This is a genomic window from Streptomyces abikoensis, from assembly GCF_014648775.1.
GTDB lineage: Bacteria > Actinomycetota > Actinomycetes > Streptomycetales > Streptomycetaceae > Streptomyces > Streptomyces abikoensis.
The window spans coordinates 220,607-245,604 of record NZ_BMRT01000002.1 but is presented as its reverse complement, the minus strand read 5'-3'; the positions used below and the strand labels follow the sequence as shown (position 1 = coordinate 245,604).

The 24,998-nt window shown below is 73.2% G+C and carries 22 protein-coding genes and 1 riboswitch; of the genes, 10 read left to right on the top strand and 12 right to left on the bottom strand.

What is annotated here, in order from left to right:
• The first annotated feature begins 114 nt into the window (after positions 1-114).
• Positions 115-1,395, top strand: a complete 1,281-nt coding sequence (locus tag IE096_RS08045; RefSeq protein ID WP_373298049.1) for a globin domain-containing protein — start codon at positions 115-117, stop codon at positions 1,393-1,395.
• Here the strand turns inward: IE096_RS08045 and IE096_RS08040 are convergent.
• Positions 1,341-2,030: a CBS domain-containing protein gene (locus IE096_RS08040; protein ID WP_189450083.1), complete on the bottom strand. Its 690-nt coding sequence runs from the start codon at positions 2,028-2,030 to the stop codon at positions 1,341-1,343. The genes IE096_RS08045 and IE096_RS08040 overlap by 55 nt on opposite strands.
• A gap of 244 nt (positions 2,031-2,274) precedes the next feature.
• On the opposite strand from IE096_RS08040, the gene IE096_RS08035 reads away from it, so the two are divergent.
• From IE096_RS08035 to IE096_RS08025, 3 genes are all read left to right on the top strand, one after another.
• A complete protein-coding gene (locus IE096_RS08035; protein WP_189450081.1) occupies positions 2,275-3,771 on the top strand; it encodes a M28 family metallopeptidase in 1,497 nt (498 codons plus the stop codon).
• Positions 3,772-3,937: 166 nt separating this feature from the next.
• A complete protein-coding gene (locus IE096_RS08030) occupies positions 3,938-4,408 on the top strand; it encodes a VOC family protein (RefSeq protein WP_189450079.1) in 471 nt (156 codons plus the stop codon).
• A 325-nt stretch (positions 4,409-4,733) separates the two neighbouring features.
• A complete protein-coding gene (locus IE096_RS08025) occupies positions 4,734-5,600 on the top strand; it encodes an isocitrate lyase/PEP mutase family protein (protein WP_189450077.1) in 867 nt (288 codons plus the stop codon).
• An 87-nt stretch (positions 5,601-5,687) separates the two neighbouring features.
• Here the strand turns inward: IE096_RS08025 and IE096_RS08020 are convergent, their stop codons facing one another.
• Both IE096_RS08020 and IE096_RS08015 read right to left on the bottom strand, forming a co-directional pair.
• Positions 5,688-6,920, bottom strand: coding sequence for a styrene monooxygenase/indole monooxygenase family protein (locus tag IE096_RS08020; protein WP_189450076.1), 1,233 nt, complete (start codon positions 6,918-6,920; stop codon positions 5,688-5,690).
• Between the two features lie 144 nt (positions 6,921-7,064).
• Positions 7,065-8,654: a trypsin-like peptidase domain-containing protein gene (locus tag IE096_RS08015; protein WP_189450074.1), complete on the bottom strand. Its 1,590-nt coding sequence runs from the start codon at positions 8,652-8,654 to the stop codon at positions 7,065-7,067.
• 404 nt (positions 8,655-9,058) lie between these two features.
• Here IE096_RS08015 and IE096_RS08010 point away from each other — a divergent pair, with 404 nt between their 5' ends.
• The 4 genes from IE096_RS08010 to IE096_RS07995 all read left to right on the top strand — a co-directional run bounded on the left by IE096_RS08010 (position 9,059) and on the right by IE096_RS07995 (position 12,876).
• Positions 9,059-9,577, top strand: a complete 519-nt coding sequence (locus IE096_RS08010) for an RNA polymerase sigma factor (protein ID WP_126912728.1) — start codon at positions 9,059-9,061, stop codon at positions 9,575-9,577.
• Positions 9,574-10,278, top strand: a complete 705-nt coding sequence (locus IE096_RS08005) for a hypothetical protein (RefSeq protein ID WP_126912727.1) — start codon at positions 9,574-9,576, stop codon at positions 10,276-10,278. Before IE096_RS08010 ends, IE096_RS08005 begins: the two co-directional genes overlap by 4 nt.
• Positions 10,279-10,374: 96 nt before the next feature.
• A complete protein-coding gene (locus IE096_RS08000) occupies positions 10,375-10,917 on the top strand; it encodes an FHA domain-containing protein (RefSeq protein ID WP_189450072.1) in 543 nt (180 codons plus the stop codon).
• Between the two features lie 153 nt (positions 10,918-11,070).
• Positions 11,071-12,876, top strand: a complete 1,806-nt coding sequence (locus IE096_RS07995) for a hydroxysqualene dehydroxylase (RefSeq protein WP_189450071.1) — start codon at positions 11,071-11,073, stop codon at positions 12,874-12,876.
• A 19-nt stretch (positions 12,877-12,895) separates the two neighbouring features.
• On the opposite strand, the gene IE096_RS07990 is transcribed toward IE096_RS07995, so the two are convergent.
• The gene (locus tag IE096_RS07990) at positions 12,896-14,269 is read right to left on the bottom strand and encodes a cryptochrome/photolyase family protein (protein ID WP_189450069.1); all 1,374 of its coding nucleotides are present in this window, start codon (positions 14,267-14,269) and stop codon (positions 12,896-12,898) included.
• A gap of 374 nt (positions 14,270-14,643) precedes the next feature.
• On the opposite strand from IE096_RS07990, the gene IE096_RS07985 reads away from it, so the two are divergent.
• Positions 14,644-15,279, top strand: a complete 636-nt coding sequence (locus IE096_RS07985; RefSeq protein WP_229820037.1) for a hypothetical protein — start codon at positions 14,644-14,646, stop codon at positions 15,277-15,279.
• A gap of 71 nt (positions 15,280-15,350) precedes the next feature.
• On the opposite strand, the gene IE096_RS07980 is transcribed toward IE096_RS07985, so the two are convergent.
• Positions 15,351-16,682: a wax ester/triacylglycerol synthase family O-acyltransferase gene (locus tag IE096_RS07980; protein WP_189450902.1), complete on the bottom strand. Its 1,332-nt coding sequence runs from the start codon at positions 16,680-16,682 to the stop codon at positions 15,351-15,353.
• Positions 16,683-16,947: 265 nt separating this feature from the next.
• Between IE096_RS07980 and IE096_RS07975 the strand changes: the two genes are divergently transcribed.
• Complete coding sequence (locus tag IE096_RS07975) at positions 16,948-17,430, top strand: GNAT family N-acetyltransferase (RefSeq protein WP_189450067.1); 483 nt, start codon at positions 16,948-16,950, stop codon at positions 17,428-17,430.
• Positions 17,431-17,677: 247 nt separating this feature from the next.
• Here IE096_RS07975 and IE096_RS07970 read toward each other — a convergent pair whose 3' ends face one another.
• The 7 genes from IE096_RS07970 to IE096_RS07940 form a co-directional block, all read right to left on the bottom strand.
• Positions 17,678-18,457, bottom strand: a complete 780-nt coding sequence (locus IE096_RS07970; RefSeq protein ID WP_189450065.1) for an enoyl-CoA hydratase — start codon at positions 18,455-18,457, stop codon at positions 17,678-17,680.
• Positions 18,457-19,380 (bottom strand): 3-hydroxyisobutyrate dehydrogenase, encoded by a 924-nt coding sequence (mmsB, locus tag IE096_RS07965; protein WP_189450062.1) that lies wholly within the window; start codon positions 19,378-19,380, stop codon positions 18,457-18,459. Before mmsB ends, IE096_RS07970 begins: the two co-directional genes overlap by 1 nt.
• Entirely contained in the window at positions 19,380-20,438 is a 1,059-nt protein-coding gene (locus IE096_RS07960; protein WP_189450061.1) for an enoyl-CoA hydratase/isomerase family protein, read from the bottom strand. The genes mmsB and IE096_RS07960 overlap by 1 nt, the downstream gene beginning before the upstream one ends.
• Entirely contained in the window at positions 20,435-21,583 is a 1,149-nt protein-coding gene (locus tag IE096_RS07955; RefSeq protein ID WP_189450059.1) for an acyl-CoA dehydrogenase family protein, read from the bottom strand. The genes IE096_RS07960 and IE096_RS07955 overlap by 4 nt, the downstream gene beginning before the upstream one ends.
• Before the next feature lie 5 nt (positions 21,584-21,588).
• Positions 21,589-23,088 carry a CoA-acylating methylmalonate-semialdehyde dehydrogenase gene (locus IE096_RS07950; protein WP_189450057.1) on the bottom strand — a complete coding sequence of 500 codons (1,500 nt, stop codon included), beginning with the start codon at positions 23,086-23,088 and terminating at the stop codon, positions 21,589-21,591.
• Positions 23,089-23,293: 205 nt separating this feature from the next.
• On the bottom strand, positions 23,294-24,055 hold the full coding sequence (locus IE096_RS07945) for a CbtA family protein (RefSeq protein WP_189450055.1): 762 nt from the start codon (positions 24,053-24,055) through the stop codon (positions 23,294-23,296).
• 19 nt (positions 24,056-24,074) lie between these two features.
• Complete coding sequence (locus tag IE096_RS07940) at positions 24,075-24,299, bottom strand: CbtB domain-containing protein (RefSeq protein ID WP_189450053.1); 225 nt, start codon at positions 24,297-24,299, stop codon at positions 24,075-24,077.
• Positions 24,300-24,697: 398 nt separating this feature from the next.
• A riboswitch (cobalamin riboswitch) is annotated at positions 24,698-24,842 on the top strand.
• Positions 24,843-24,998 lie beyond the last annotated feature (156 nt).

Below are 24,998 nucleotides of genomic sequence, written 5' to 3'. Positions count from 1 at the left end.
CCTCCGGGCCCCCGGAAGGGCCGAACGGCCCTGTCATCCCGGGCCGATCGGGTGCGTTCCCGCACTGCCATACTGCTTTGCGCTCGGAACGACGGAGTACAGGAGACCCAGCCCGTGAACACCCCCAAGGGCAACGACTATTACGCGTTGCTGGCCCGGCACGACGCGATGCGGTTGCGGCGGCAACTGCTCGCACCCGGTGGGGCGCCCGGCCCGGCCGAAAGCCCCGGACCCGCGCAGGCCACCCCGTACTGCGACGAGGCCGACCGGCGGCTGATCCTGGGGCATCTGGACCTGGTCACCCCGTTCGAGGAGCTCATCACGCCCCTGTACGAGGTGATGTTCCGCCGCCACCCCTATCTGCGCTCGATGTTCCCCGAGTCGATGGCGTTCCAGCGCGCCCATCTCGCCCAGGCGTTCCAGTACTTGACGGACCATCTGGACCGGCCCGAGGAGGTGGTCGCCACCTTCACCCGGCTCGGCCGCGACCACCGCAAACTCGGCGTCCGCCGCGCCCACTACGCGACGTTCGAGGACGCCCTGCGCGAGGCGCTGCGCCTGCGCGCGGGCCGGCGCTGGAGCGTGGAACTGGAGCGGGCCTGGCTGCGGATGCTGCGGTCCGCCGTCGACGCCATGGTCGCCGGGGCCGACGCCGCGCTCACCGAACCGCCCTACTGGCACGCCACGGTGGTCCGCCACGACCTGCGCCGCCCGGACCTGGCGGTGCTGCGCGTCCGCACCCACGAGCCCTACCCCTACCGCGCGGGCCAGTACGGCGCGCTGGAGTCCCCGTTACTCCCGCACGCCTGGCGGCAGTACTCGATGGCCTGCGCCCCGCGCGCAGACAACATCGTCGAGTTCCACGTGCGGCGCACCGGCCTCGACGGGGTAAGCGAGGCCCTGGTCGACCGGACGCGCGTCGGCGACACCCTGCGGCTCGGCCCCGCCACCGGAACGATGACCCTCGGCGACGAACTCTCCCGCGATCTGCTGCTGGTCGCCGGCGGCAGCGGCCTCGCCCCCGTCAAGGCCCTGCTCGACGAGCTGGCCACCCGCCGCACCGGCGGCCCGCGGGTCCAGCTCCTCCTCGCCGCCCGGGACCGCGGCGACCTCTACGACGGCGAGTGGCTCGCCGACTTCGAACGCCGCCGCCCCTGGCTGACCGTGCTGCCCGTCCTCGGTGACGCGCCCCCGGCCGGCGGCCGGTCCCTGCTCACCGACACCCTGGCGCGCCACGGCGCGTGGGCGGACCGCCTCGCCTATGTCAGCGGGCCGGCCGGGATGGTCGAGGCCGCTGTGCGCGCGCTGCGCGAGCTCGGGGTGCCGGCCGCGCGGATCCATCACGACCCGCTGGGCTCGTCCCCCGTGTCGTCGGTCTCCGCCGCCAGCTGGTGATCCACGCTCACCACGCCGTCGACGCTCTGGCACAGCTGGACGAGGACCGGGATCAGGCTGGCGCGCCGCACCGAGCCGCTGAGCCGCACCTGACCGTGGTTCACCTCGACGCCGACGGCTGACGGCGGCTGCCGCAGGGTGCGGACGAGGACGTCCTCGATGATCTCCTCGCGGATGGCCCGGTCGGTGCGGAGGAAGACCCGCAGCAGGTCGCCCCGGCTGACCAGGCCCACCAGCCGGCCCGTGTCGTCCACCACCGGCAGCCGCTTGACACGGTGCTCCTCCATGGTGCGGGCGGCCTCCACCACGCTCCAGTCCGGCCGGGCGCACACGGCCGGACTGGTCATCAGCCCCTCGGCGGTGGTCGCCTCGTGCTTGGCGCCCGTCCCGTTGCCGGCGCCCGGCGCGTTCGCCCGGGCGCCGGGCCCGTCATGGGGATCCGGCCGCCGGGATGCCTTCGCCAGCAGATCCGCCTCGGAGACCACCCCCACCGGCCGGTCCTCGGCGTCCACCACCGGGACGGCGGTGATGTCGTGCTCCTGCAGCACGTGCACGATCTCGGTGAACAGCGTGCCGCGCTGCACCCGGACGACCGAGCGGGTCATCAGATCGCCCACGGTTCTGTGCTGGAGCATGTACCGGTCCTTCGTCCTCGGTGGTCCGCAGTGCTGCCCTCCCAGCCTCGCACATACGGGGACGTACCGGCGCCGACCGGGTCGGGCATGACCGGCATGTGGCGATCTTGTATCGACCGCCCGGGACCCTTCCCCTGACCGGTGTTGACTCGATACCGTCCGGTCGGTTGTGATCGGCCGTCGATCGCGACGACCGCAGACCGGGCGGCCGCCACCGAAGGCCGCCCGCACCGAAAGGACCTCCGTGCGCGCACACCTCCGCCGAAGAGCGATATCCGCTCTCGTCACCACCGTCGTCGCCACCCCCGTGCTGTTCGCCGCGGCGGCGCCCGCCGAGGCGCGGCCCGCCGGGCAGCACGAGAAGGCCGAACGGCTCGCCCGCAAGCTCGTCAAGAACTCCTCGGGCAAGAGCGCCTACCGCCACCTCCAGGCCCTCCAGAAGATCGCGGACGCCAACGGCGGCAACCGCGCCGCCGGCACCCCCGGCCACGTGGCGTCCACCGAGTACGTCTACCGCCTGCTGAAGAAGGCCGGTTACGACGTCTCGTACCAGGACTTCGACTTCTACGAGTCCAAGACGCTGCGCGAGAAGCTGGCGGTCGTCACGCCCGAGCCCCGCGACATCCGCACGTTCGCCTACAAGTTCAGCAAGGCCACGCCCGAGGGCGGCCTCGTCGCCCCGCTGGCCGCCGTCCGCGTCGACGCGACCCCGGGCTGCGGCCTGGACGACTACGCCGGCCAGGACTTCAAGGGGAAGATCGCGCTGGTCAAGCGCGGCAGCTGCGCCCTCCAGCAGAAGGAGGAGATCGCCGCCAAGGCGGGCGCCGCCGGCCTGATCCTCTACAACCACTCCGGCACCGAGCCGGTCCGGGGCACGGTCGAGACGCCGGACAAGGCCCACATCCCGGCCGCGGGCGTTTCCCTCGCCGACGGCGAGGCGCTGGCCGCGCAGGTCGCCAAGGGCGAGACCAAGGTCCGTCTCGACGTGGCCACCGAGGCGGTCAAGCGCCCCACCCGCAATGTGATCGCCGAGACCAAGGGCGGCAGCGCCGACCACGTCGTGACGCTCGGCAGCCACCTCGACTCCGTGCCCGCCGGCCCCGGCATCAACGACAACGGCTCCGGCTCCGCCGGCCTGCTGGAGGTCGCCCTCAAGCTCGCCCAGCAGACCCGCGGCCACGGCCAGCAGCCCACCAACAAGGTGCGGTTCGCCTGGTGGTCCGGTGAGGAGCTCGGCCTCCTCGGCTCCGAGCACTACGTGGCCCAGCTCAGCGAGAAGCAGCGCAAGCAGATCGCGCTCTACCTCAACTTCGACATGATCGCCTCGCCGAACCCGGTGGAGTTCGTCTACGACGGCGACGACTCCGACCACACGGGCTCGGGCCCCGGCCCCAAGGGCTCGGCGCAGATCGAGAAGCTGATCAACGGCTACCTCGACCGCAAGGGCGCCCCGCACGAGGGCACCGACTTCGACGGCCGCTCCGACTACGGCCCGTTCATCGAGAAGGGCATCCCGGCGGGCGGCACCTTCACCGGCGCCGAGGGCATCAAGACCAAGGACCAGGCGGCCCGGTTCGGCGGCACGGCGGGCACCGCGTACGACCCCAACTACCACGGCGCGGGTGACACCCTCGCCAACATCGACCGCAAGGCGTTCGACCTCAACATCGGGGTCATCGCGCACGCGGTCGGCATCTACGCCCACGACCTGAGCTCGCTCGACGAGCCCGCGGGGCACTGATCCACCGGGGATCGGGCGGCGCCACGGGCGCCGCCCGGTCCTGTCGTTTTCCCCCCGGACGCCGCCCGGGTCGCCCGGACAAAGCCGCCGCCGTGGGCGATGATGCGGGTGGCGTCGCCGCCGCCGGCGGCACCGGGCCGCCCGTGGGAGAAGCCGGGAGAACACCATGCAGAAGATCACGCCCTGTCTGTGGTTCGACGACCAGGCGGAGGAGGCGGCCACGTTCTACACGTCCGTCGTCCCCGGCTCCCGGATCGTGGAGATCCGGCGCTACGGGGAGGCCGGTCCGCGGCCGGCCGGGATGGTGATGACCGTCGAGTTCGAGCTCGCGGGGCAGCGGTTCCTCGCGCTCAACGGCGGCCCCGACTTCACGTTCAACGAGGCGATCTCGCTGAGCGTGGACTGCGCGTCGCAGGAGGAGGTCGACGAGCTGTGGTCGGCACTCGGCGAGGGCGGGTCGGAGGGTCCCTGCGGCTGGCTCAAGGACAAGTACGGCGTGTCGTGGCAGATCGTACCGAGGGCCCTCACCGAGCTGCTGGGCGATCCCGATCCGGTCAAGTCCCAGCGGGTCATGCGGGCGATGCTGGGCATGAAGAAAATCGACATCCAGGAGCTGGTGGACGCCTACGAGGGGTGAGGACGGTCCGGAGGGGCCGGGGTGGGGCGAGGGACGGGGCGGCGTGAAAGCGTCGCAGCGCGGTCTGTTTTACCTCGCCAATATTGTGCCATGACCAAAGCTTGACTAACGTCCTGTCGCGTCAGCGCACCTGCATCAGCGCACCTGCACTCGCATGGCAGACGCAGAAAACCCCGGGAGCCGTATCGCGCCTGACCGCGCGACAGCTCCCGGGGCTTCCCCGCTCTTCACTTTTCCTTCTCGTGACGCCGACGGCATGACCGCGAGCTTCAGCGGGCAGCGGTCATCAGCACGCGTCGGCGCGACCAGTGTCCTGGAGGGTACCGTGAATCACCCCAACCGGCTACGTGCCGCCATCGCGGAGAACGGCACCACACCCCTCATCGGCGTCTTCGACATGTTCTCCGCCTCCGTCGCCGCCCAGCACTACGACGGCATGTTCGTCTCCGGATTCGGCTTCGCCGCCTCGCACTACGGCCTGCCGGACATAGGGTTCATCGCCTGGCCGGACATCGTCGCCTTCGTCCAGCGGATGCGCCTGGCGTTCCCCGCCCACCATCTGCTCGTCGACATCGACGACGGCTACGTCGACCCCGAGACCGCCTGCCACACCGTGCAGCACCTGGAGGCCATCGGCGCCTCGGGCGTGATCCTGGAGGACCAGAAGCGCCCGCGCCGCTGCGGCCACGTCGACGGCAAGCAGATCCTGCCCCTGACCGAGTACCTGGAGAAGCTCGAACTCGTCCTGTCCGCCCGGCGCGACCTCGTCGTCGTCGCCCGGACCGACGCCACCGAGGAGGGCGAGATCCTGCGCCGCGCCGAGGCGCTGGCCGCCAGCGACGCCGATGTGATCCTGGTCGACGGCGTGCGCAGCGTCGAATGGATCCGCAAGGTGCGCGGCGTCATCGGCGACAAGCCCCTGCTGTTCAACCAGATCGCGGGCGGCAAGTCCCCGCGCCTCAGCCGGTCCGAACTGACCGAGCTGGGCGTGGACGTGGCGATCTACAGCACGCCCTGCCTGTTCGCCGCCCAGTCCGCGATGGACGAGGCGCTGCGCCGGCTGAAGGAGGACGACGGGCGGCTGCCCGAGACGACGCCGTCGAGCGTGGGCGTCGCCGAGTGCCTGGCCCTGCTGGAGAAGAACATCAGCCGGCACCACCGCGCGCCGGCCCCGGCGGTGGCCGGGAGCTGATCCCGTACGGCGGCGGGCGTCGCCCCCGCCCACCGGTCCCCTCGGGCCGGTGGGCGGGGGCGCACGGCTGCTGCGCGCCCCGGCTCGTCAGGGCCGCGCGCCGATGGCGTCCAGATAGGCGCCGGCCTCCGCCGGGTCGAGGAACCACCGGGCCCCGGAGGGGTCCGCGTACACCTCGGCGAAGCGGTCGGCGACCTCCTGGCGCACGGTCGCCGTCGCCAGCACCCGTGCCACGTGCGGGGGGAGCGGGCCGAGCATCGCGGTCGTGAAGGCCGTCGCGTGGCGGGCGTAGGCCCAGAACTCCTCGAAGGTGTCGCGCATCCAGGAGTCGTCGAAGGGGCGGTCGCCGCGCGCGAGGATCGCGCGCCGGTAGACGTCGGCGCAGCGGGCGGCGCTGTTGGAGCCCTGCCCGGTGACCGGGTCGTTGACGACGACGGTGTCGCCCATGCCCAGGACGGACACCTCGCCGTCGAGCCGGGCGACGGGGTGCCGGACGACGGGATCGACCGCGCCGTAGAGGGTGGCCGTCGCGTCCGTCGGCTCCGCCTTCGCGCACAACTCGTACTCCCACGGCACGAATTCCCGCATCAGCGCCAGCGAGCGCTCGAGGTTGTCCCGCGGCCCGGGGCGGTCCTGCCAGCAGTCCAGCGGGCCGCCGGGGACCGCCTCCCACAGCAGGATGGTGCAGGGGCCGCTCGTCGTCAGGGCGGGCTGGAGGAGCCCCTCGCCGACGCCGGGGATCATCATGACGCGCACATGTGTCTCGGCCGGCTCCGGCGGAGCGGCCACGCCGTGCAGATAGAGGCAGGCCAGGGTGCGCTGGGGGCGGTCGAAGGGGGAGCGCTCGGGGTCGCGCGGGAAGATGCCGGAGAGCCCGCCGCGTCCGGCCGCGACGATCGTCAGCTCGTGCCCGCGGGCCAGTGCGGCGAGCTCCGCCCGGTCCACCGAGCGGTATTCGACGTGGCCGCCCCGCCGCTCGAACAGCTCCAGCCAGCCGGAGAGTTTCACCCGTTGGTCCACCGACCGCTGGGGGTGGTCGAGCCTGCCGGTGACAGCGGCGGCGAGGGTGCCGGGCGGGTCGATCACGGTGGCCCGGATCGTGTGGACGGCGGGCACCTGGTCGTCCCACAGATTCAGCCCGGCCTCGCGCTCGATGGTCTGCGCCGGCCCGAACATCGCCTGGGTGGACAGCACGTGCCCGTCCCGGATCTCCCCGGCCGTGCGGGCGGACACGAGCGTGACGTCGTAGGCGTGGGCCTGGAGCCCCAACGCCAGCTGTAATCCCGCCTGTCCCGCTCCTACGATGGCGATCCGTCGCATGAGACCCCCTCATCAGGTCCTCGGCCGGAACGCGTGGCGCCCGGCAACGCGTGATGCCCGGCGGGCACCACGCGTCCCATCGTGCAGTGGCGCACCGCCGGCCGACAGAGGGCGACGGGCGCCACAGCCGGACGTCCCAGTGGGTCAGGCGACGGTGAAGGGCGTCGGCGGGGTGGGGTTGTCGGCGTTGTCGTAGCCGATGACGCAGTAGGTCCAGGGGCCCTTGGCCGCCTCGAGGGTGGTGGGTACGCCCAGGTAGGGGCGGTAGCCCTCGGGGGCGGCGCAGTCGGTGCCGGCCTTCGGGCCGTACTTGATCTTGTACGAGGTGATCTCCCAGGGCGCGTACACCGGGCGGACCCAGAAGCGCTTGCCGCCGTCCTCGCCCTCGAAGCTCCGGATGTCGACCGTCGGGGCGACGGTGGGCGGGGTGTCGTCCACGAGGGCCCAGGCGTACGACGGGTGGGCGAAGGAGGCGGCCCAGCCGGGGCCGTGCGCGGTGTCGTCGGGTCCGCCCGCGACGCACAGGACGTGGAGGCCCTCGCGCGGCGGCAGCGGGTCCTTGTGGTCCACGCCCGTGGCCGTCAGCCGCTGGGGCTTTCCGTAGCCCTGGGGGCGGGTGCAGTCGGTGACACCGAACGGGCCGCTCTTGAAGGCGACGTAGGTGTGCCGGCCGGCCTTGTCGGGGGTGACGCGCGCCTCCCAGCGGGCCGGGCCCTGCGGTGTGTGCGACTGCGTGTGCTGTCCGGCCGATTCGACGGTCACCTGCTCGCCCCGGTCGAGCCGGCAGCCCGCCCGGCGCAGCCGCAGACCGGTCCCGTCCAGGCACGAGGCCACGGCGTCGACGGGCGTGGCGTAGGCCGTGTCGTCCTTGGGGACGACCAGCCCCGCCGGGCCGCCCTCGCAGGGCCGGCCGAGGCCGCAGCCCAGATAGCCGGGCGTGGCCACGGTGTTGAGCAGGCCGACGAGCCGGGTCCCGTCGGCGGTGGTGACGGCACCGCCCGACGAGCCGCCGCTGATGCCGAGGCAGTCGGTCCGGGTGAAGTTTCGCCACAGCCAGGAGGATTCGTGCAGGCTCACGGCGGCGGCCGTCGCCCCGCACGTGGACAGGCGCAGGAAGCGCTTGCCCTCCTCGACCCCGTCGGTCGGCGCGTGGGCCGCCCGCAGCGGCGTCCCCGCCGCGACCGGGCGGTCGGCGAGCGTCCAGGGCGTCACCTTCAGCGCGGCGAGCTCCCCGTAGGTGGCCGAGAGCTGGAGCAGCGAGACGTCGATGTCCTTCATGGTCGCGTAGACGACGCGTTCGACGGTGAACGTCCTGTGCTCGGCGGCGTTGTCGTGGAAGAACGCGGGGGTGAAGCTCCAGCCCTCGGGCGCGGCCTGGTCGACGACGACGTCGTTGGTCCGCATCGAGTCGTCGGCGCAGTGCCCGTTGCTCAGGATCAGTGCCTTGCGCGCGGGGTCGGGCTGCCCCGTGCCGTGGACGACGGTCGCCGTGCACGTCGTACCGCCGCCCCCGACCAGCCGGCCCGAGGCCCGGAACCGCCGGCCGTCGGCCGACCCGGCGTCGATCAGCGGTGCCTCACCGGCGGTGACTTCGGATGTGGCGGCGGGGTGGGCCGGGACTGCCCACGCCGGGCCTGTCAACGCCGGGCCCGCCCACAGTAATCCGGCGGTCATGACAGCGGCCGCGCCGGCGGCCCGCAGACGTATTCGGGCAGGGGGAACGACGTCCCTCACGGCACTCTCCTTGATCGTCAACTGCTGACGGGCCGACTGTGGCAGAGCCGGTGGAGGGCGGGCGACGGTGCCCGTCCGCTTTCGGCCAGGCGCGTCGAGTGATCAAGGGCCGCCGCGCCGGGTGGCGGAGGGCAACCGGAAGGTAGCCTTCCGTAAGACTTTACGATCGCTCGATGCACAAACGCGCCGCCCCGAACGCCATTACTTGCGGAGGGGGTGGAGCGAAGGCGTCCCCTCCCGGGCGCGGTGACACCGGGGCGTGGACAGGCCCCGCCCGGCTCATGACCATCCACAACCGGAGGGACCAGTACTTCCGTGATCCCACACGATGCAGGCGACGGGGCGACGGGCCGGCGGCGGGGAGGGAAACGGTGACGCTCTCCCGCCATGCGGGTACGTTTCCCATGACCGAACTGCCTGCCGATTATCGTGCGTTCCACCAGCTCTACCGCCCCCGCTACATGCAGTGGGCCGAGCTCTACCTCGGCAATCGCCACGACGCCGAGGAAGCCGTCGACCAGGCCTTCGAGGATCTCTGCTTCACCTGGAGCGAGGTTCTGAGGACCGAGTCGCCGAACGCCTACGCCTGGTCCGTCGTCCGGCACCGCACGATCGACTGCGCCCGCGCCCGGGGCCGGCGCCCCACCGTCATCGACACCGCCGCCTTCGAGACGTCCGCGCTGCGGCACGCCGTCGACCCGATCGGCGAGCTCGAGGAGAGCCTGTCGGTCTACAAGGCCATCTGCGCCCTGCCCGAGCGCCAGCACGACGTCATCGTCCTGCACTACTGCCTCGGTTACAGCATCCGCGAGACCGCCGACATCATGGGCATCACCCAGGGCGGGGTACGGTCCACCGCCCGTTTCGCGAGACACCGTCTCCACGACGCCCTCGGACTGGAGAGAGAAGAGGAGCACCGGTGATCGGGTCCCTCGACCACGCCCTGGCCAAAGCCCGCCTCGAACCCCGGCCCTACACGATCGCCGACACCGACCAGGCCGAGGCCCGGCTGCGGGCCCGCCTGGCCGAGCGGATGTGGCACGGAGCGCTGTACTTCGACGACCAGATGGAGCCCGCCCGCGCGGCCGCCGTACGGTCCGCCGAGCGCAACTCGCTGCCGCACCGGGCCTTCCGGCGGCGGCTGCGGAGCCTGTGCGAGACGGTCGTCGCCCAGGACCTCCACAAGCTCGGGGCGTTCCTGGCCCACCGGATGCTGGAGCCCGACGGCGCCCTGGTCCTCGGCTGTGTGCTCCAGCTCGCCGACCGGGAGGACAGCGCCCGGTTCTGGTGGCAGTTCGCCGCCGGCGCGGACGCCGCCGGCGCCGCCTGCTGCCTCTACCTCCACCACATGGCCTTCGGCGAACGCAGGGAGGCGGAGCTGTGGCGCCGGCAGGCCGGGCTGGAGGCGCTCATCCCGCAGACCCCGGAGGACATCGACCGGGGCGATCTCAACGCCGCCCTCCAGATGCTCGACAGCCTCCGCGACGGGGAGCGCTTCTCGCCCGCCGCCAGCGCCGTCATCGCCTACGTCCCCGACGCCCTCGGCTTCGTCGAGGAGGTCGATCTGCCCCTGCCCCAGCCCGACTTCCCCGAGCGGATCGGGGAACTCACGGCCACGGCCTGAGCGATGAGCACCCCGGAGGGGCCGGTGGGGCGCCGGTCGCCTCCCGGGGGCGTGAGATATGGACAGGGAGCGCCTGCCGGACCGAGAATCACCCTTATGACCTCACCTGACTTCCGTACGCGCCTCACCCGGCCCTCCGAGGCCGAACGGAACCAGGCCCTGGTCGTCCTCCGGGACGGCGCCGGAGACGGCAGGCTCTCGCACGACACGTTCATGCGCCGGATGAACATCGTCCTGACCGCCCGCCACCGCGCCGAGATCGACCTCGCCATGGCCGACCTGCGCACCCACGGCCGCTTCTCGGACTTCCTCGTCCGCACGGTCACCCGCCTGGCGGGGCTGACGGGCCTGCTGCGCGGCGCCTGGCGCGGAGCACGGCTGCCCGGGCTCAGGCTGCCCGAGCCGGGCGGGGCGACGCTGACCATCGGCCGCTCGCCCCTGTCCGGCCTGCGCTTCGACGACGACACGGTCTCCCGCCGCCACGCCGAGCTGCGCTATGTGGACAATCACTGGCGCCTGTCCGACCTGGGCTCGCGCAACGGCACCTACGTCAACGGGCAGCGCATAGCCGGCACCGTACGCGTCCACCCGGGGGACCAAGTGGCTTTCGGAAGCTTGCACTTCCGCTTGTCCGTCTGACTGTTCGTGCTGGCCTGTTCGTGCTGGCCTGTTCGTGTGTTTGTCCGTCTGATCCCGCGCATCCCCCTTCGCTCCTTCGCGCGGGGGAGCGCGCCCCCTGTCCGCCCCCTGCCCGCCCGGTGCCCCGGACGCCGTGCGGTCGTTGGCCCGGTCATGGGCAGACGGCAGGGGAACGGGCGTGACGAGCGCACTCGGCGGGAATTCCTGGCGACGGCGGGCGGCGCCGGCGGCGCGGCCGCCCTGGCGTCCGCCGGGCGGGCCGGGGCCGCCGCCCGCCACGGCGGAACGGGCCGCGACGTCGCGGTGCTCGGCGGCGGCGTCGCCGGGCTCAGCGCCGCGCAGGAGCTCGCCGAACGCGGCTACCGGGTCACCGTGTACGAACGCAACACCGCGCTCGGCGGCAAGGCCCGCAGCATGGACGTCCCCGGCACGGCCCGGGACGGCCGGCGCCCGCTCCCGGGAGAGCACGGCTTCCGCTTCTTCCCCGGCTTCTACCGCAACCTCCCCGACACCCTGCGCAGGATCCCGCTGCCGGACGGCAGGCACAGCGTCCACGACAACCTGGTGAACGCCACCGAGGAACTCTTCGCCCGCACCGGCGGCCGCCCCGGCCTCCGCATCCCCTTCCACACCCTCCTCGCCCCGCCCGGCCTCGCCGCACTGCTCCCCGACGCCCTGCCCGGCACCCTCGCGGGCGCCCTGGACACGGCCCTGCGCCTGCCGCCCGGCGAGGTCCTCCACTTCGCCCACCGCGTGCTCGTCCACCTCACCAGCTGCGACCTGCGCCGCTACGGGCAGTGGGAGCGGGTGCCCTGGTGGGACTTCATCGACGCGGCCCGGATGTCCCAGGACTACCAGCGGCTCCTCGGCACCGGCGTCACCCGGAACGTCATCGCCACCAAGGCCGAGATCGCCAGCACCCGGACCGTCGCCCGGGTCTTCCAGGCCTTCCTCTACAACGGGCTCGGCCGGGGGAACGACGGGGAGCCGGACCGGGTGCTCAACGCCCCGACCAACGAGGCGTGGATCAACCCCTGGGCCGCCCACCTGCGCCGCCTCGGAGTCCGGTTCGCACTCGGCGCCGAGGTCGAGGAGGTGGTGTGCCGCGACGGCCGCGTCAGCCACGTCCGGCTGCGCTCCCGGGGGATCGGCGTACCCCGGGCCGTGAGCGCCGACCACTACGTCAGCGCGATGCCCGTCGAGCACGCCCGCGCCACCTGGGGGAGCGCCCTGCGGGCCGCCGACCCCCGGCTGGCCCGCTGCGACCGGCTGCGCACCGACTGGATGGTCGGCGTGCAGTTCTACCTCCGCACCCGCACCCCCGTCGTCCACGGGCACGTCGACCACGTGGACTCCCCGTGGGCGCTCACCACCATCAGCCAGGCGCAGTTCTGGCCCGGCCGTGACTTCCGCGCGGACTACGGCGACGGCCAGGTGGCCGACTGCCTGTCCGTGTGCGTCTCGCAATGGGACGCGCCCGGCATCCTCTACGGCAAACCCGCGATCGAGTGCACCAAGCAGGAGGTGATCCGCGAGGTGTGGGCCCAGCTGAAGGCCGGGCTGAACGACACGGGGCGGCGCGTGCTGTCCGACGACGACGTCCACTCCTGGTTCATGGACCCGGCGGTCACGGGGCTGGGCGGCCCGTCCCCGGCCAACCGCGAACAGCTCCTCGTCCACCCCACGGGCACCTGGTACGACCGTCCCCCGAGCCGCACCGCCGTACCCAACTTGTTCCTCGCGGGCGATTACGTCGCCACCGACATGGACCTCGCGACCATGGAGGGCGCCAACGAGTCCGCCCGCCGCGCGGTCAACGCCCTGCTCGACGCGGACGGCTCCCCGGCCCCGCGCTGCCGCGTCTGGACCCTGTACCGGCCGCCCGAGCTGGAGCCCTTCCAGCGCCAGGACGAGGCCCGCTACCGGGCGGGCCGGCCGAACGTCTTCGACGTGCGCTAACCGACGGGCCCGGCGCCGGTCAGTCCAGCTCCCTCGCCCGCCGGAAGCGGGCCAGGCCCTCGGTGAGACCGACGATCGGGGCGGGGTAGCGCAGCGCCGCCCGCTCGGGGCCGTCGAGCCGCCACGGGGTGTGGACGGCGGCCCCCGGCAGCGCGGCCAGCTCCGGGACCCAGTGGCGCACGTACTCGCCCCGGGGATCGAAGCGCCTGGCCTGCACGAGGGGGTTGAGGACGCGGTGGGGGCGGGTGTCGTTGCCCGTGCCCGCCACCCACTGCCAGTTCAGCCGGTTGTCCGCCACGTCCGCGTCGACGAGGAGGCCCTCGAAGTGCCCGGCGCCCTCGCGCCAGTCGTGGTACAGCGTCTTGGTGAGGAAGGAGGCCACCAGCATCCGGGCGCGATTGTGCATCCACCCCTCGTGGGCGAGCTGGCGCATGGCCGCGTCCACGACCGGGTAGCCCGTCATGCCCGCCCGCCACGCGGCGAGCTCGTCGGGGTCCGTGCGCCAGCGGTCGTGCCGGGGGCGGTAGTCGCGGTGGGCCGCCTCGGGGACGGCGGCCAGGACCTGGTGATGGAAGTCGCGCCACGCCAGCTGGCGGACGAACGCCTCCGCGCCCGCCCCCGCCTGGGCGGCCCGTCGGGCCCGGGAGATCACTTCGACCGGTGACAGACAGCCGAAGCGCAGATAAGGGGAGAGCCGGGACGTGGCGTCCGCCGCCAGATCGTCGTGCGCCACCGCGTAGCCCGAGAGGCCCGAGCGCAGCCAGGCCGCGAGCCTGCGACGGCCCTCGCTCTCGCCGCCCTTCGGCAGCCCCGCCGGGGCGGGCCCCCGGGCCAGGTCCCCGGGCCCGGGGAGCGGGAGCGAGCGCACCCGGGGCAGCTCGACGCGCCGGGGCGCGGGGGAGACGGGCCGCAGCCGCTCGGCCGACCAGCGGCGGTGGTACGGGGTGAACACCGCGTAATGATCCTTTCCCGAGGGCACGAGCACCCCCGGCGCCACGGCCGTCGTCACCGCGTCGTGCACCCGCAGCGCCCGGCCGTCCGCCGCCAGCGCCGAGCGCAGCCGCTCCTCCCGCCGCTGGGCGTAGCCGCTCGCCCCGCTCGCGAGGTGCACCTCCGTCGCACCCGTCTCGGCGGCCACACGGCACGTCTCGCCCACCACGTCCCCGGCCCGGACGACCAGCCGGCCGCCCCGCGCCCGCAGCCCCTCGTCGAGATCGGCGAGGCAGTCCGCGAGGAAGGCCGCGCGCGCCGGTGTGACGAAGCCCGCACGGGCGATCCCGGAGTCGATCACGAACAGGGGCACCACGCGCTCGGCCGCGCGCAGCGCCGCACCCAGTACGGGGTTGTCGCGCAGCCGCAGATCGGCTGTGAAAAGGACGACAGTGACGCGCATGCCCCCACCCGCCTCGTTCCGGTGGCCCAGGCCGTGTCCTGCGGGCTCAGGCTAGGCCAGGAGGGACCGAAACGACGGCATTGACTGTGACGTCCGGGCTTGCGATTTCCTCGAAGGGATGTTCTGGTGTGGACACGCCGTGCCGGATCGACCGGCCGCGTGGAGCGCCGTGCCGGATCGACCGGCCGCGCCGAGGCCGAAGACCTGGCCGGGAGACCTCTGGCACTGCCGGGGAGACCTCTGGCACTGGTGTCGGTCCTCACAGTCGAGGACGCGACTCATTCGGTACCGGCCTCGGGCCGGTCACAGTACGGCCCAGGATCGGCGACGGGTGAGCTCTGCCCATCGCCAAGGGTCCGCGTTGGGAGATTCACGTGTCCGCTCTGTCGTCACAGCCGCCTCTGTCCGTCATCCGACCGTCCCGCCCGCCCGTCGCGATGGCGGCACCCCGCACCGGCGGCGCCCGTCACGCCCGTCCGCTGGGCCTCTACGACACCTGGTGGACGCTCGCCGGTGCCGCCGTCGCCCTGTGCGCGGGCTGGGCCGCCAGCGTGTGGGTCTCGATCCACCTCCAGGCGGACGCGTCCCTCCACACGGTCGCGCTCTTCGTGCACCTCGCCAGCCTCGTCCTCGGCTTCGGCGCCGTGCTCGTCGCCGACTACTACGGCCTGCTGTGGATCACCGGCCGTACCACCCTGCGCGAGGCCCTCGGCAGCGCGAGCAAGCTCCACCTGCCCATCTGGGCCGGTCTCGCCGGGCTCGTCACGAGCGGGGTCTTCCTCCACCCCAACCCCTCGGCCACGCCCACCGCGATCAAGCTGGCGTTCGTCCTCGTCCTGAGCCTCAACGGTCTCCAGGCGGGCCTGCTCAACAAGCACATGGCCCGGCAGCCGGCCGGCGAGCCGTCGCCGCGCCTGCTGGCCTGGGGCGGGGCCACGGCGATGATCTCCCAGATCTGCTGGTGGGGCGCGGTGGTCATCGGCTTCATGAACACCACCAGCCACCACTGACCGGCGTTTCTCCACACGAAGGGCCGCTGCCCCCGTCTCCTCGACGGGGGCAGCGGCCTTTTCCATGCGGTTCAGCCGCCGCAGACGGCGACCAGCTCGGCGGCCTCCTCCGTGATCGACCGGGCGAGCAGGTCCAGGTCGGGCACGGCGACGGCGTCGGCGATCAGGCCGTAGCAGACACGGTCCTCGTAGGTGGTGATGCCCACGGCGAGGGACTGCCCGGGCGCCAGAGGGGCGAGCGGATGGGCCTCGCGGACGCGGCTGCGCGCGAGCGTGAGGCCCTGGGCGCCGCGCAACGGGACGCTGGAGACCAGCAGGTCGTAGAAGAGGCGGCCCGAGCGGGCGATCAGGCCGCCGCCGAAGCGGTGGCCGAGGGGCGGGATGACCTCGGCGAGCAGCGCGGCGGCGCCCGGCCCGCTGGCGGGGCCCGCCTGCTTGTTGGTCTCCATGGCCCGGCGTACCGCGCCCAGGCGGGCGAGCGGCTCGGCCTCGGCGACGGGGAGCCGGACCAGATAGCCGGAGAGCCGGTTGCCCGAGGCGCTGGGGTCGCCCGGGTCGCGCAGCGAGACGGGGACGAGGGCGCGGGGACGTACGCCGTCGCTGCCGTCGCCGCGCTTGTCGAGCCAGCGCCGCAGGCCGCCCGCGACCACGGCGAGGAGGACGTCGTTGACGGTGCCGCCCGTGGCCTCGCGGACGCGGTTCACATCGCGCAGATCGACGATCGCGCCGTCGGCGCGGCGAGCGCCGGTGGCGCGGGAGACGAGAGCGGGCGAGGAGCGCACGTCCAGCGCGGCGCGGGCCATGGCGGAGCCGATGGACAGGGCGCGCCCGGCGTCGGTGACGACACCGCGCACGAGACCGGGCAGCTCGCGCGGCCCGGGCAGACGCGGCCCGGCCGCCTGCTTCGGCTTCCGCGGCACGCCGGCCGGAACGGGCGCCCCGTCGGCGGCGGGATCCAGGAGCGACAGGGCGTACGACGCCGCGCGCATGCCGTCCGCGTGGGCGTGGTGGAACGTGAACAGCACGGCGAAGGACGTGCCGTCCGCACCGGGCAGCACGTGCGCGGCCCACGGCGGCCGCCCCCGCTCCAGGGGCCGCTGCATCAGCGCCCCGGCGGCCGCGAAGAAGTCCCGCACGGGCGCGGTGAGATGGACGTGGTCCGACGGGTCGTAGCCGGGGGCGACATGCCGGGCGGCGGCCCCGACGGGGAGCAGGACGGGACGGATGCGGGTGTTCAGCCCCGGGATCCGGGCGGCGCGGTCCGCGAGCAGCCCGGCGGCACGCTCGGCGGCGTCCGGGGTGTCGGCGTCGAAGACGAAGAGCCCGCCCATGTGCAGGGGATGACCGGCGGACTCGATGTTCCAGAAGGCGAGGTCGAGCGGCGTGAGCGGTTCGGGGGTCACTTCAGGGGTCACGGGGTCTCCGAGGTCACGGGGCGCTGCGCTGCTGTACGTAAGCGGGCAGAAGTCAATCGGCGTCGGCCGACTACGGTCAAGTGTGGACCGGACACGCTCCGTTAGTGACACGGGAGGGCCTGTGGGTTTCAGCCCCTCCCAACCCCCTCGGACCGCCCCGGGTTCCCCCGGTAACCCCACCCGACCACGGTATCGGCCCCGCACGCGACTTGTCCGGATCGGGACCCTGGGGGATGTCGGTTATGGTCGGGCCATGTCAGCCGCTCCGGATACCGCCCCCGTCCCCGCTCTCATCCTGCGCCCCGCCACCCGCGCGGACCTGCCGGCCGTGCTCGCCCTGCTCGCGGACGAGGAGAACGTCGTGGATCCGTCGACGGTCGTGGTGACGGAGGAGTACGAGCGGGCGTTCGCGGCGATCGACGAGGACCCGCGCAACGAGCTCTTGGTCCTGGTCGAGGAGGCCGGCACGGTGGTGGGGTGCCTGCAGGCGACGTACATCCCCGGGCTCGGCAAGGGCGGCGCCGAGCGGGCGCTCATCGAGGCGGTCCGCATCCGCGCCGACCGGCGCGGCGGCGGGCTCGGCCGGACGCTGATGACGCGCGCGGTCGAAAGGGCACGCGCGCGTGGCTGCGCGCTGGTGCAGCTCACCAGCAACAAGCGGCGCGAGGACGCGCACCGCTTCTACGCTGCGCTGGGCTTCGCGCGCAGCCACGACGGTTTCAAGCTGGCGCTTTAGAGACGTGCCCCGTCAGGGGCGCGGGGAACTGCGCGATCAGCCCCCGACGGCGCGCGGTCGAGCGGCTGCGGGCCGTGCGTGGCCGTTCGCGCAGTTCCCCGCGCCCCTGACGGGGCGCACCCTGCGACGGGGCGCACCCTGCGACGGGGCGCACCCTGCGACGGGGCGCACCCTGCGACGGGGCGCACCCTGCGACGGGGCGCACCCTGCGACGGGGCGCACCCCGCGACGGGGCGCGCCCGGAACGTCAGCGGTGACGGAAATCCGGCTTCCGCTTCTCCACGAACGCCGCCATCCCCTCCTTCTGGTCCGCGACGGCGAACACCGCGTGGAAGACGCGCCGTTCGAACCGCACGCCCTCCGCCAGCGTCGTCTCGAACGCCCGGTTCACCGCCTCCTTCGCCATCATGGCGACCGGCGCGGACATCCCGGCCACCGTCTCGGCGACGGACAGCGCCTCCGTGAGAAGCTCGTCCGCCGGGACGATCCGGGAGACCAGGCCCGCCCGTTCCGCCTCGGCCGCGTCCATGGTGCGCCCGGTCAGGCACAGCTCCATCGCCTTGGCCTTGCCGACGGCCCTGGTCAGCCGCTGCGAGCCGCCGATGCCGGGGATGACGCCGAGCTTGATCTCCGGCTGCCCGAAGACGGCGGTGTCGGCGGCGAGCAGGATGTCGCACAGCATGGCGAGTTCGCAGCCGCCGCCCAGCGCGTAGCCGGAGACGGCCGCGAGGGTCGGGGTGCGGAGGGCGCCGAGCCGGTCCCAGGCGGTGAACCAGTCGTTGAGGTACATGTCCATGTACCCCTGCGGCTGCATCTCCTTGATGTCGGCACCGGCGGCGAACGCCTTCGCCGAGCCGGTGAGGACGATACAGCCGACGTCCGGGTCCCGGTCGAGGGCCTCGGTGGCCTCGACGACCTCGTTCATCACCTGGAGATTGAGGGCGTTGAGGGCCTTGGGGCGGTTGAGGGTGACAAGGGCGACGCGGCCCTTGCGCTCGACGAGGATGGTCTCGTACGTGGTCGTCATCAGGAAGCCGTCTCGTTTCGTTCGTCGCGCTGCCGGATCGTCCGGATGATCCCGGAGAAGTCCTCCGCCGCCCCGGTGCCCGCCGCGTACTCCGCGTACCGCTTCGCCGCCTCGATCCCGAAGGCGGAGTCGATCCCGCTCGCGCGGAGCGCGTCGGCGGCGAGGCCGAGGTCCTTGGCCATCAGGGGGGCCGCGAAGCCGGGCCGGTAGTCGCGGTTGGCCGGGCTGGCCGGGACCGGGCCGGGGACCGGGCAGTTGCTGGTCAGCGACCAGCACTGGCCGGACGCCGTGGAGGCCACGTCGAACAGGGCCTGGTGGGACAGGCCGAGGCTCTCGCCGAGGACGAAGGCCTCGCTGACCGCGATCATCGAGATGCCCAGGATCATGTTGTTGCAGATCTTCGCCGCCTGCCCGGCACCCGGGCCGCCGCAGTGCACGGTCTTCCCGCCCATGACGGCGAGCAGCGGCTCGGCCCGCGCGAACTCGGCCTCGCCGCCACCGGCCATGAAGGTCAGCGTGCCGGCCTCGGCACCGGCGACCCCGCCGGAGACGGGCGCGTCCAGGGCCTGGTGGCCGGCCTCGAGCGCGGCCTGGTGGGCGGCGCGGGCGTCGGCGACGTCGATGGTGGAGCAGTCGACGAACAGCGTGCCGGGCGCGGCCGCGGCGAGGAGGCCCTCGTCCCGGTAGAGGGCGAGGACGTGCCGTCCGGCGGGCAGCATGGTGACGACCACGTCGGCGCCGGTCGCGGCGTCCGCCGCCGAGGCCGCGGGCTCGACACCGGCGGCCGCGGCCGCCTCCAGGGACTCGGCCACCAGGTCGTAGCCGCGCACCCGGTGCCCGGCCTTGACGAGGTTGGCGGCCATCGGGCCGCCCATGTGGCCGAGGCCGACGAAGCCGACGGTCAGGGGAGTGCTGCTGCTCATCACGACACCTCCTGGGTAAGGGCGAGTTCCCGCTCGCCCAGCGGTGCGAAGAACCGGGCGACGTCCGCCTCGCCCACCTCGGCGAGCGTGGCGGGCGACCAGCGCGGGTTCCGGTCCTTGTCGATCACCTGGGCGCGGATGCCCTCGACCAGGTCCGGCGCGGTCAGGGCCGCGCACGAGACGCGGTACTCCTGCTCCAGCGCCCGCCCCAGCGAACCGAGCCCAGGCACGGCGCGCAGCGCTGCCAGGGTGACCTTGAGCGCGGTCGGGGACTTGGCGAGGATCGTTTCGGCGGCCTGCTTGGCGGCCGGGGTGCCATGGCCCTGGAGGCGCTCGACGATCTCCTCGACGGTGCCGGCGGCGTAGCAGGCGTCGATCCACTCGCGGTGACCGGCCAGTTCGCCCCCGGGCGCCTCGGCGGCATGCCGGGCGACGACCTCGTGGGCCGGCGCGTCGGCGAGCTCCGTGAGGAGCGCGGGCAGCCGGTCCGAGGGGACGAAGTGGTCGGCGAGCCCGCACAGCAGGGCGTCGGCGGCGCCCACCGCCTCACCGGTCAGGGCGAGGTGGGTGCCGAGTTCGCCGGGCGCCTTCGCCAGCAGGTAGGTGCCGCCGACGTCGGGGACGAAGCCGATGCCGGTCTCGGGCATGGCCACCCGCGAGCGCTCGGTGACGATCCGTACGCCGCCGTGGGCGGCGATGCCGACGCCGCCGCCCATGACGATGCCGTCCATGACGGCCACGTACGGCTTGGGGTAGTCGGCGATCCGGGCGTTGAGCCGGTACTCGTCGCGCCAGAAGTCGGCCGAGGCCGTGCCGCCGGTGCGGGCGTCCTCGTGGATGGAACGGATGTCGCCGCCCGCGCACAGCCCGCGCTCGCCCGCGCCGGTGATCACGACGGTCTCGACGGCCGGGTCGTGCTCCCAGGCGGTGAGGGCCTCGTCGATGCGGGAGACCATGGTGTGGGTGAGGGCGTTGAGGGCCCTGGGCCGGTTGAGGACGATATGGGCGGCCCGGCCCTCGACGCGGAACAGTACGGAGTCGTCGATGCTCCCGCTCACCGGCCGGCCCCCGTCAGGCCACGGGCCACGATGAGGCGCATGATCTCGTTCGTCCCCTCCAGGATCCGGTGGACCCGCAGATCGCGGACGATCTTCTCGACGCCGTACTCGTTGAGGTAGCCGTAGCCGCCGTGGAGTTGCAGCGCCTGGTCGGCGACCGTGTACCCGGTGTCGGTGGCGAATCGTTTCGCCATGGCGCAGAGCTGCGGGGCCTGGGCGTCGCCGCGGTCCAGGGCCTCGGCGGCCTGTCGGACCAGGGCGCGGGCGGCGGTCAGCTCGGTGGCCATGTCGGCGAGGCGGAAGCGCAGGGCCGGGGAGTCGATGAGGGGCTCGCCGAAGGCCTCCCGGTCGGCGAGGTAGGCGAGGGTGCGGTCGAGGGCGCTCTGGGCGCCGCCGAGGGAGCAGGCGGCGATGCCGAGCCGGCCGCCGTTGAGCCCGCCCATGGCGATGCGGAAGCCCTCGCCCTCACCGCCGAGCAGCCGGTCGGCGGGGATCCGGACGCCGTCGAGGATCACCTGGCGGGTGGGCTGGGCGTTCCAGCCCATCTTCTTCTCGTTGGGCCCGAAGGACAGACCGGGGTCGTCGCGGTGGACGAGGAAGGCGGAGACGCCGCGCGCCCCGGGGCCGCCGGTGCGGGCCATGACGATGTAGACGTCGGTCGAGCCCGCGCCGGAGATGAACTGCTTGACGCCGTCGAGGACGTACTCGTCGCCGTCGCGCTCGGCGCGGGTGGTCAGGGCGGCGGCGTCGGAGCCGGCGCCCGGCTCGGTGAGGCAGTAGCTGCCGAGGGTGTCCATCGCGCACAGGCCCGGCAGGTAGCGGGCGCGCTGGGCGTCGTCGCCGTAGTGGTCGATCATCCAGGCGACCATGTTGTGGATGGAGAAGTAGCCGGCGACGGAGGGGCAGCCCGTGGCCAGGCTCTCGAAGACGAGGACGCCGTCGGCGCGGGTGAGGCCGGAGCCGCCGGACTCCTCGCGGACGTAGATGCCGCCGAGGCCGAGGTCGGCGCCCTTGCGGAGGACGTCGACGGGGAAGTGCTTGTCGCGGTCCCAGTCGACGGCGTTGGGGGCGAGGTGCTCACGGGCGAAGTCGAGGGTGGTCTCGGCTATGGCGCGCTGGTCCTCGGTGAGGAAGGTGGTCGTCATGGCGGTCAGCCCATCGTCGGGATCGTGAAGCTCGCGCCCTCCTTGACCCCGGAGGGCCAGCGCGAGGTGACGGTCTTGGTGCGGGTGTAGAAGCGGATGGCGTCGGGACCGTGCTGGTTGAGGTCGCCGAAGCCGGACCGCTTCCAGCCGCCGAAGGTGTGGTAGGCGACGGGCACGGGGATCGGGACGTTGACGCCGATCATGCCGGTGTCGACGCGGCGGGTGAAGTCGCGGGCGGTGTCCCCGTCGCGGGTGAAGAGGGCGACGCCGTTGCCGAATGGGTGCTCGCTGGGCAGCCGCAGCGCCTCCTCGTAGTCGGCGGCGCGGACCACCGACAGCACGGGCCCGAAGATCTCCTCCTGGTAGATCCGCATCTCCGGGGTGACCCGGTCGAAGAGGGTGGCGCCGGCGAAGAAGCCGTTCTCGTGGCCCGGCAGGACGAAGTCCCGGCCGTCGACGACCAGTTCCGCGCCCTCCTCGACGCCCAGGTCCACATAGCCGCGCACCCGGTCGAGAGCGTCGCGGCCGACGAGCGGGCCGAAGTCCGCCTCGGGGTCGTCGGAGCGGCCGATGCGCAGCGTGCCGATGCGCTCCTTGAGCTTGGCGACGAGCGCGTCGGCCGTCTCCTCGCCGACGGGCACGGCCACCGAGATGGCCATGCAGCGCTCGCCGGCGGAGCCGTAGCCGGCGCCGATGAGGGCGTCGACGGCCTGGTCGAGATCGGCGTCCGGCATCACGATCATGTGGTTCTTGGCGCCGCCGAAGCACTGGGCGCGCTTGCCGTGGGCGGCGGCGGTGGCGTAGATGTGCGCGGCGATCGGGGTGGAGCCGACGAAGCCGACGGCGCCGACGCGCGGGTCCTCGAGCAGGACGTCCACGCTCTCCTTGTCGCCGTTGACGACGTTGAGGACGCCCGCCGGCAGGCCCGCCTCCAGGAACAGCTCGGCGAGCCGCAGCGGCACGGACGGGTCGCGCTCGGAGGGCTTGAGGATGAAGGCGTTGCCGCAGGCGATCGCGGGGGCGGCCTTCCACAGCGGGATCATCGCCGGGAAGTTGAACGGGGTGATCCCGGCGGCGACACCGATCGGGCGGCGCAGGGAGTGGACGTCGATGCCGGTGCCGGCGTTGTCCGTGAACTCGCCCTTGAGGAGATGCGGAATGCCCGCGGCGAACTCCACGACCTCCAGGCCGCGCTGGATGTCGCCGTGGGCGTCGGCGATCGTCTTGCCGTGCTCGGCGGACAGCAGCCGGGCCAGCGCGTCCTTCTCGCCCTCGACCAGCTGGAGGAAGCGCAGCAGGACCCGGGCCCGGCGCTGGGGGTTCCACTCGCCCCACTCGCGCTGGGCGCGGACCGCGTCGGCGATGGCCGCCTCGGTCTCCGCGCGGCTGGCGAGCGGGACCCGGGCCTGGACCTCGCCGGTGTTGGGGTCGTACACATCGGCGAAGGCGCCCGATGTTCCCGGGATGTGCTTGCCGCCGATGAAATGGGTCAGTTCACGGACCATGGAAGCCTGCTCTCATCAGGTGAGATCCGGGGACAGGCACGGCGGGGCCGCGGGCGCGCGCCCTTGTGGGGCGCGGTCCGTCCTGTCCGTCCTCGTGGTTGCCCCCGAACATATAGTTGGACGTCCTACTAAGTCCAGAGTCGAAAAAACGTGCGGGGCGGCCGGGTGGCCGCCCCGCACGTCGGGGGAGGGAAACGGAATCGGTTCAGGGAGTGGTTTCGACCACTCCACGGGCCGGGTCGACGGAGCCGGCCCGCGGGGCGAGCCGCCGTTCGGCGAGGTGGCCGAAGAGCAGGCCGAAGCCGGTCCACAGGACGCCCTGGACGGCCAGGGCCGAGAGGCGGAACCGCCACAGCACGGAGGCCGGGAAGTCCTTGGGCACCTCGTCGTACGAGGGCAGGAAGGCGTACGCCAGGCCGACCGCGAGGACGAAGGCCGCCACCGCGGCGACGGTGGCCCACCAGGCGCCCAGGCGGGGAGCCAGCCGGCGCCCCAGGATGATCGCGGCGAGGCCCAGCAGGACGCTCAGCGCGATCATCAGGAAGAAGAGCGCCGTGCGTTGCCCGATGGTGTCCGGGTCGCTGGTGGCCGGCGGATTGGCGGGGTACTTGAGGAACGGCACCACATAGACCGTCAGCAGCCCTCCGAGCGAGAGGAGGGCGGCCGTGGCGCGCGGCCCGAACCGGCCGATCCGGCCCAGGGCGACGCAGAAGGCCAGCGCGGCGATGCCGCCGAACGCGACGCCGTAGACCAGGACGCCGGTCGCCAGCCCGGCGGTGGACTGCAGGGTGCGGCCGACCAGCTCCACGCCGTGGTCGTCGTGGTGGCTGTGGGCCTCCTCATAGCCGATGGACGCGTCCACGGACGGCTCACCGAGGAAATAGGCCACCAGCAGCGCGGCACAGCCGGCCACCAGCCCGGCGAGCATGCCGCGCACCAGCAGCGACCGTACGGAGACGGTGTTCACGAGAGCGACTCCCCGGCCGTCAGTGGCAGGGGAAGCCGAGCAGGTGACGTCCGTCGTGGACCCACTCGTGGACGCTCTCACCGGAGAGCAGCGAGGTGGCGCCCTGCTCGGCGCCGACGAAGTACAGCAGGACGAGCATGAGGACGCCGAAGAAGACCGCCCAGGGGGCGATCGCCTTCAGGGATATGGGGGCGACCTCCGGCAGGGCGGGGGAGCCGGTCGTGGAAGCGGCGGAGTGAGCCATGATGCAGACCTCCTGGGGAAACACGCGTCCCAGAACTAGGGGTTCCTGGACGACGGAGGGCGGGTCTGACTCCCCGGGCGTCGCCGCGCTGCCGCGAGCGCCGACCGGATTCACAGTGGCGCGACCGTGCCGGATTCCCACCGGCTTCCGCCACCCCGTCGTCATGTCCACGCGACCGTACCGTTCCGGCCAACATTGCGCCATGGGGTGGGAGGATGCGCACCGGCGTACCACCCGGCGCGCGCGCTCTGGAGCGTGCGCCGGGGCCGCGCCCGTTCCGCTCCTCCGCCGCCCATGGGTGACCGGTATGTGAACAGCACTGTCCAGCGGGCGGCTTCACCGCCTACGCTGGCCGCCGCAGCCGGTTCGCCCTGCCCGCCAGGCAGACGCGTCGCAAGAGGGAACCCGGTGGGAATCCGGGACTGCCCCGCAGCGGTGAGCGGGAACGACCGCCGTCATACGCACTGGGCCCGACAGGGCCCGGGAAGCGACGGCCACTAGGTGTCCGCCCTCGGGCGGACGTGCCCGCGAGTCCGAAGACCTGCCGCTGCCCGCGCGCGAACGCATCGCGCGCGGACATCCCGGTGACCCCGAGGGCGGGTCGGCGCGCACGGACGAGCACGTGACGGCTCGCCCGCACCGACGCGACCCCTCGCGGCCCTCCCGGGATCCAGGAGACGAGCTCGCGAAGGAGAGTTC

Excerpts from the sequence above, each read along its gene's own strand:
- IE096_RS08040 (WP_189450083.1), bottom strand. The coding sequence starts at position 2,030 with ATGCTCCAGCACAGAACCGTGGGCGATCTGATGACCCGCTCGGTCGTC.
- IE096_RS08030 (WP_189450079.1), top strand. The coding sequence starts at position 3,938 with ATGCAGAAGATCACGCCCTGTCTGTGGTTCGACGACCAGGCGGAGGAG.
- IE096_RS08020 (WP_189450076.1), bottom strand. The coding sequence starts at position 6,920 with ATGCGACGGATCGCCATCGTAGGAGCGGGACAGGCGGGATTACAGCTG.
- IE096_RS08010 (WP_126912728.1), top strand. The coding sequence starts at position 9,059 with ATGACCGAACTGCCTGCCGATTATCGTGCGTTCCACCAGCTCTACCGC.
- IE096_RS08000 (WP_189450072.1), top strand. The coding sequence starts at position 10,375 with ATGACCTCACCTGACTTCCGTACGCGCCTCACCCGGCCCTCCGAGGCC.
- IE096_RS07995 (WP_189450071.1), top strand. The coding sequence starts at position 11,071 with ATGGGCAGACGGCAGGGGAACGGGCGTGACGAGCGCACTCGGCGGGAA.
- IE096_RS07990 (WP_189450069.1), bottom strand. The coding sequence starts at position 14,269 with ATGCGCGTCACTGTCGTCCTTTTCACAGCCGATCTGCGGCTGCGCGAC.
- IE096_RS07975 (WP_189450067.1), top strand. The coding sequence starts at position 16,948 with ATGTCAGCCGCTCCGGATACCGCCCCCGTCCCCGCTCTCATCCTGCGC.
- IE096_RS07970 (WP_189450065.1), bottom strand. The coding sequence starts at position 18,457 with ATGACGACCACGTACGAGACCATCCTCGTCGAGCGCAAGGGCCGCGTC.
- mmsB (WP_189450062.1), bottom strand. The coding sequence starts at position 19,380 with ATGAGCAGCAGCACTCCCCTGACCGTCGGCTTCGTCGGCCTCGGCCAC.
- IE096_RS07955 (WP_189450059.1), bottom strand. The coding sequence starts at position 21,583 with ATGACGACCACCTTCCTCACCGAGGACCAGCGCGCCATAGCCGAGACC.
- IE096_RS07950 (WP_189450057.1), bottom strand. The coding sequence starts at position 23,088 with ATGGTCCGTGAACTGACCCATTTCATCGGCGGCAAGCACATCCCGGGA.
- IE096_RS07940 (WP_189450053.1), bottom strand. The coding sequence starts at position 24,299 with ATGGCTCACTCCGCCGCTTCCACGACCGGCTCCCCCGCCCTGCCGGAG.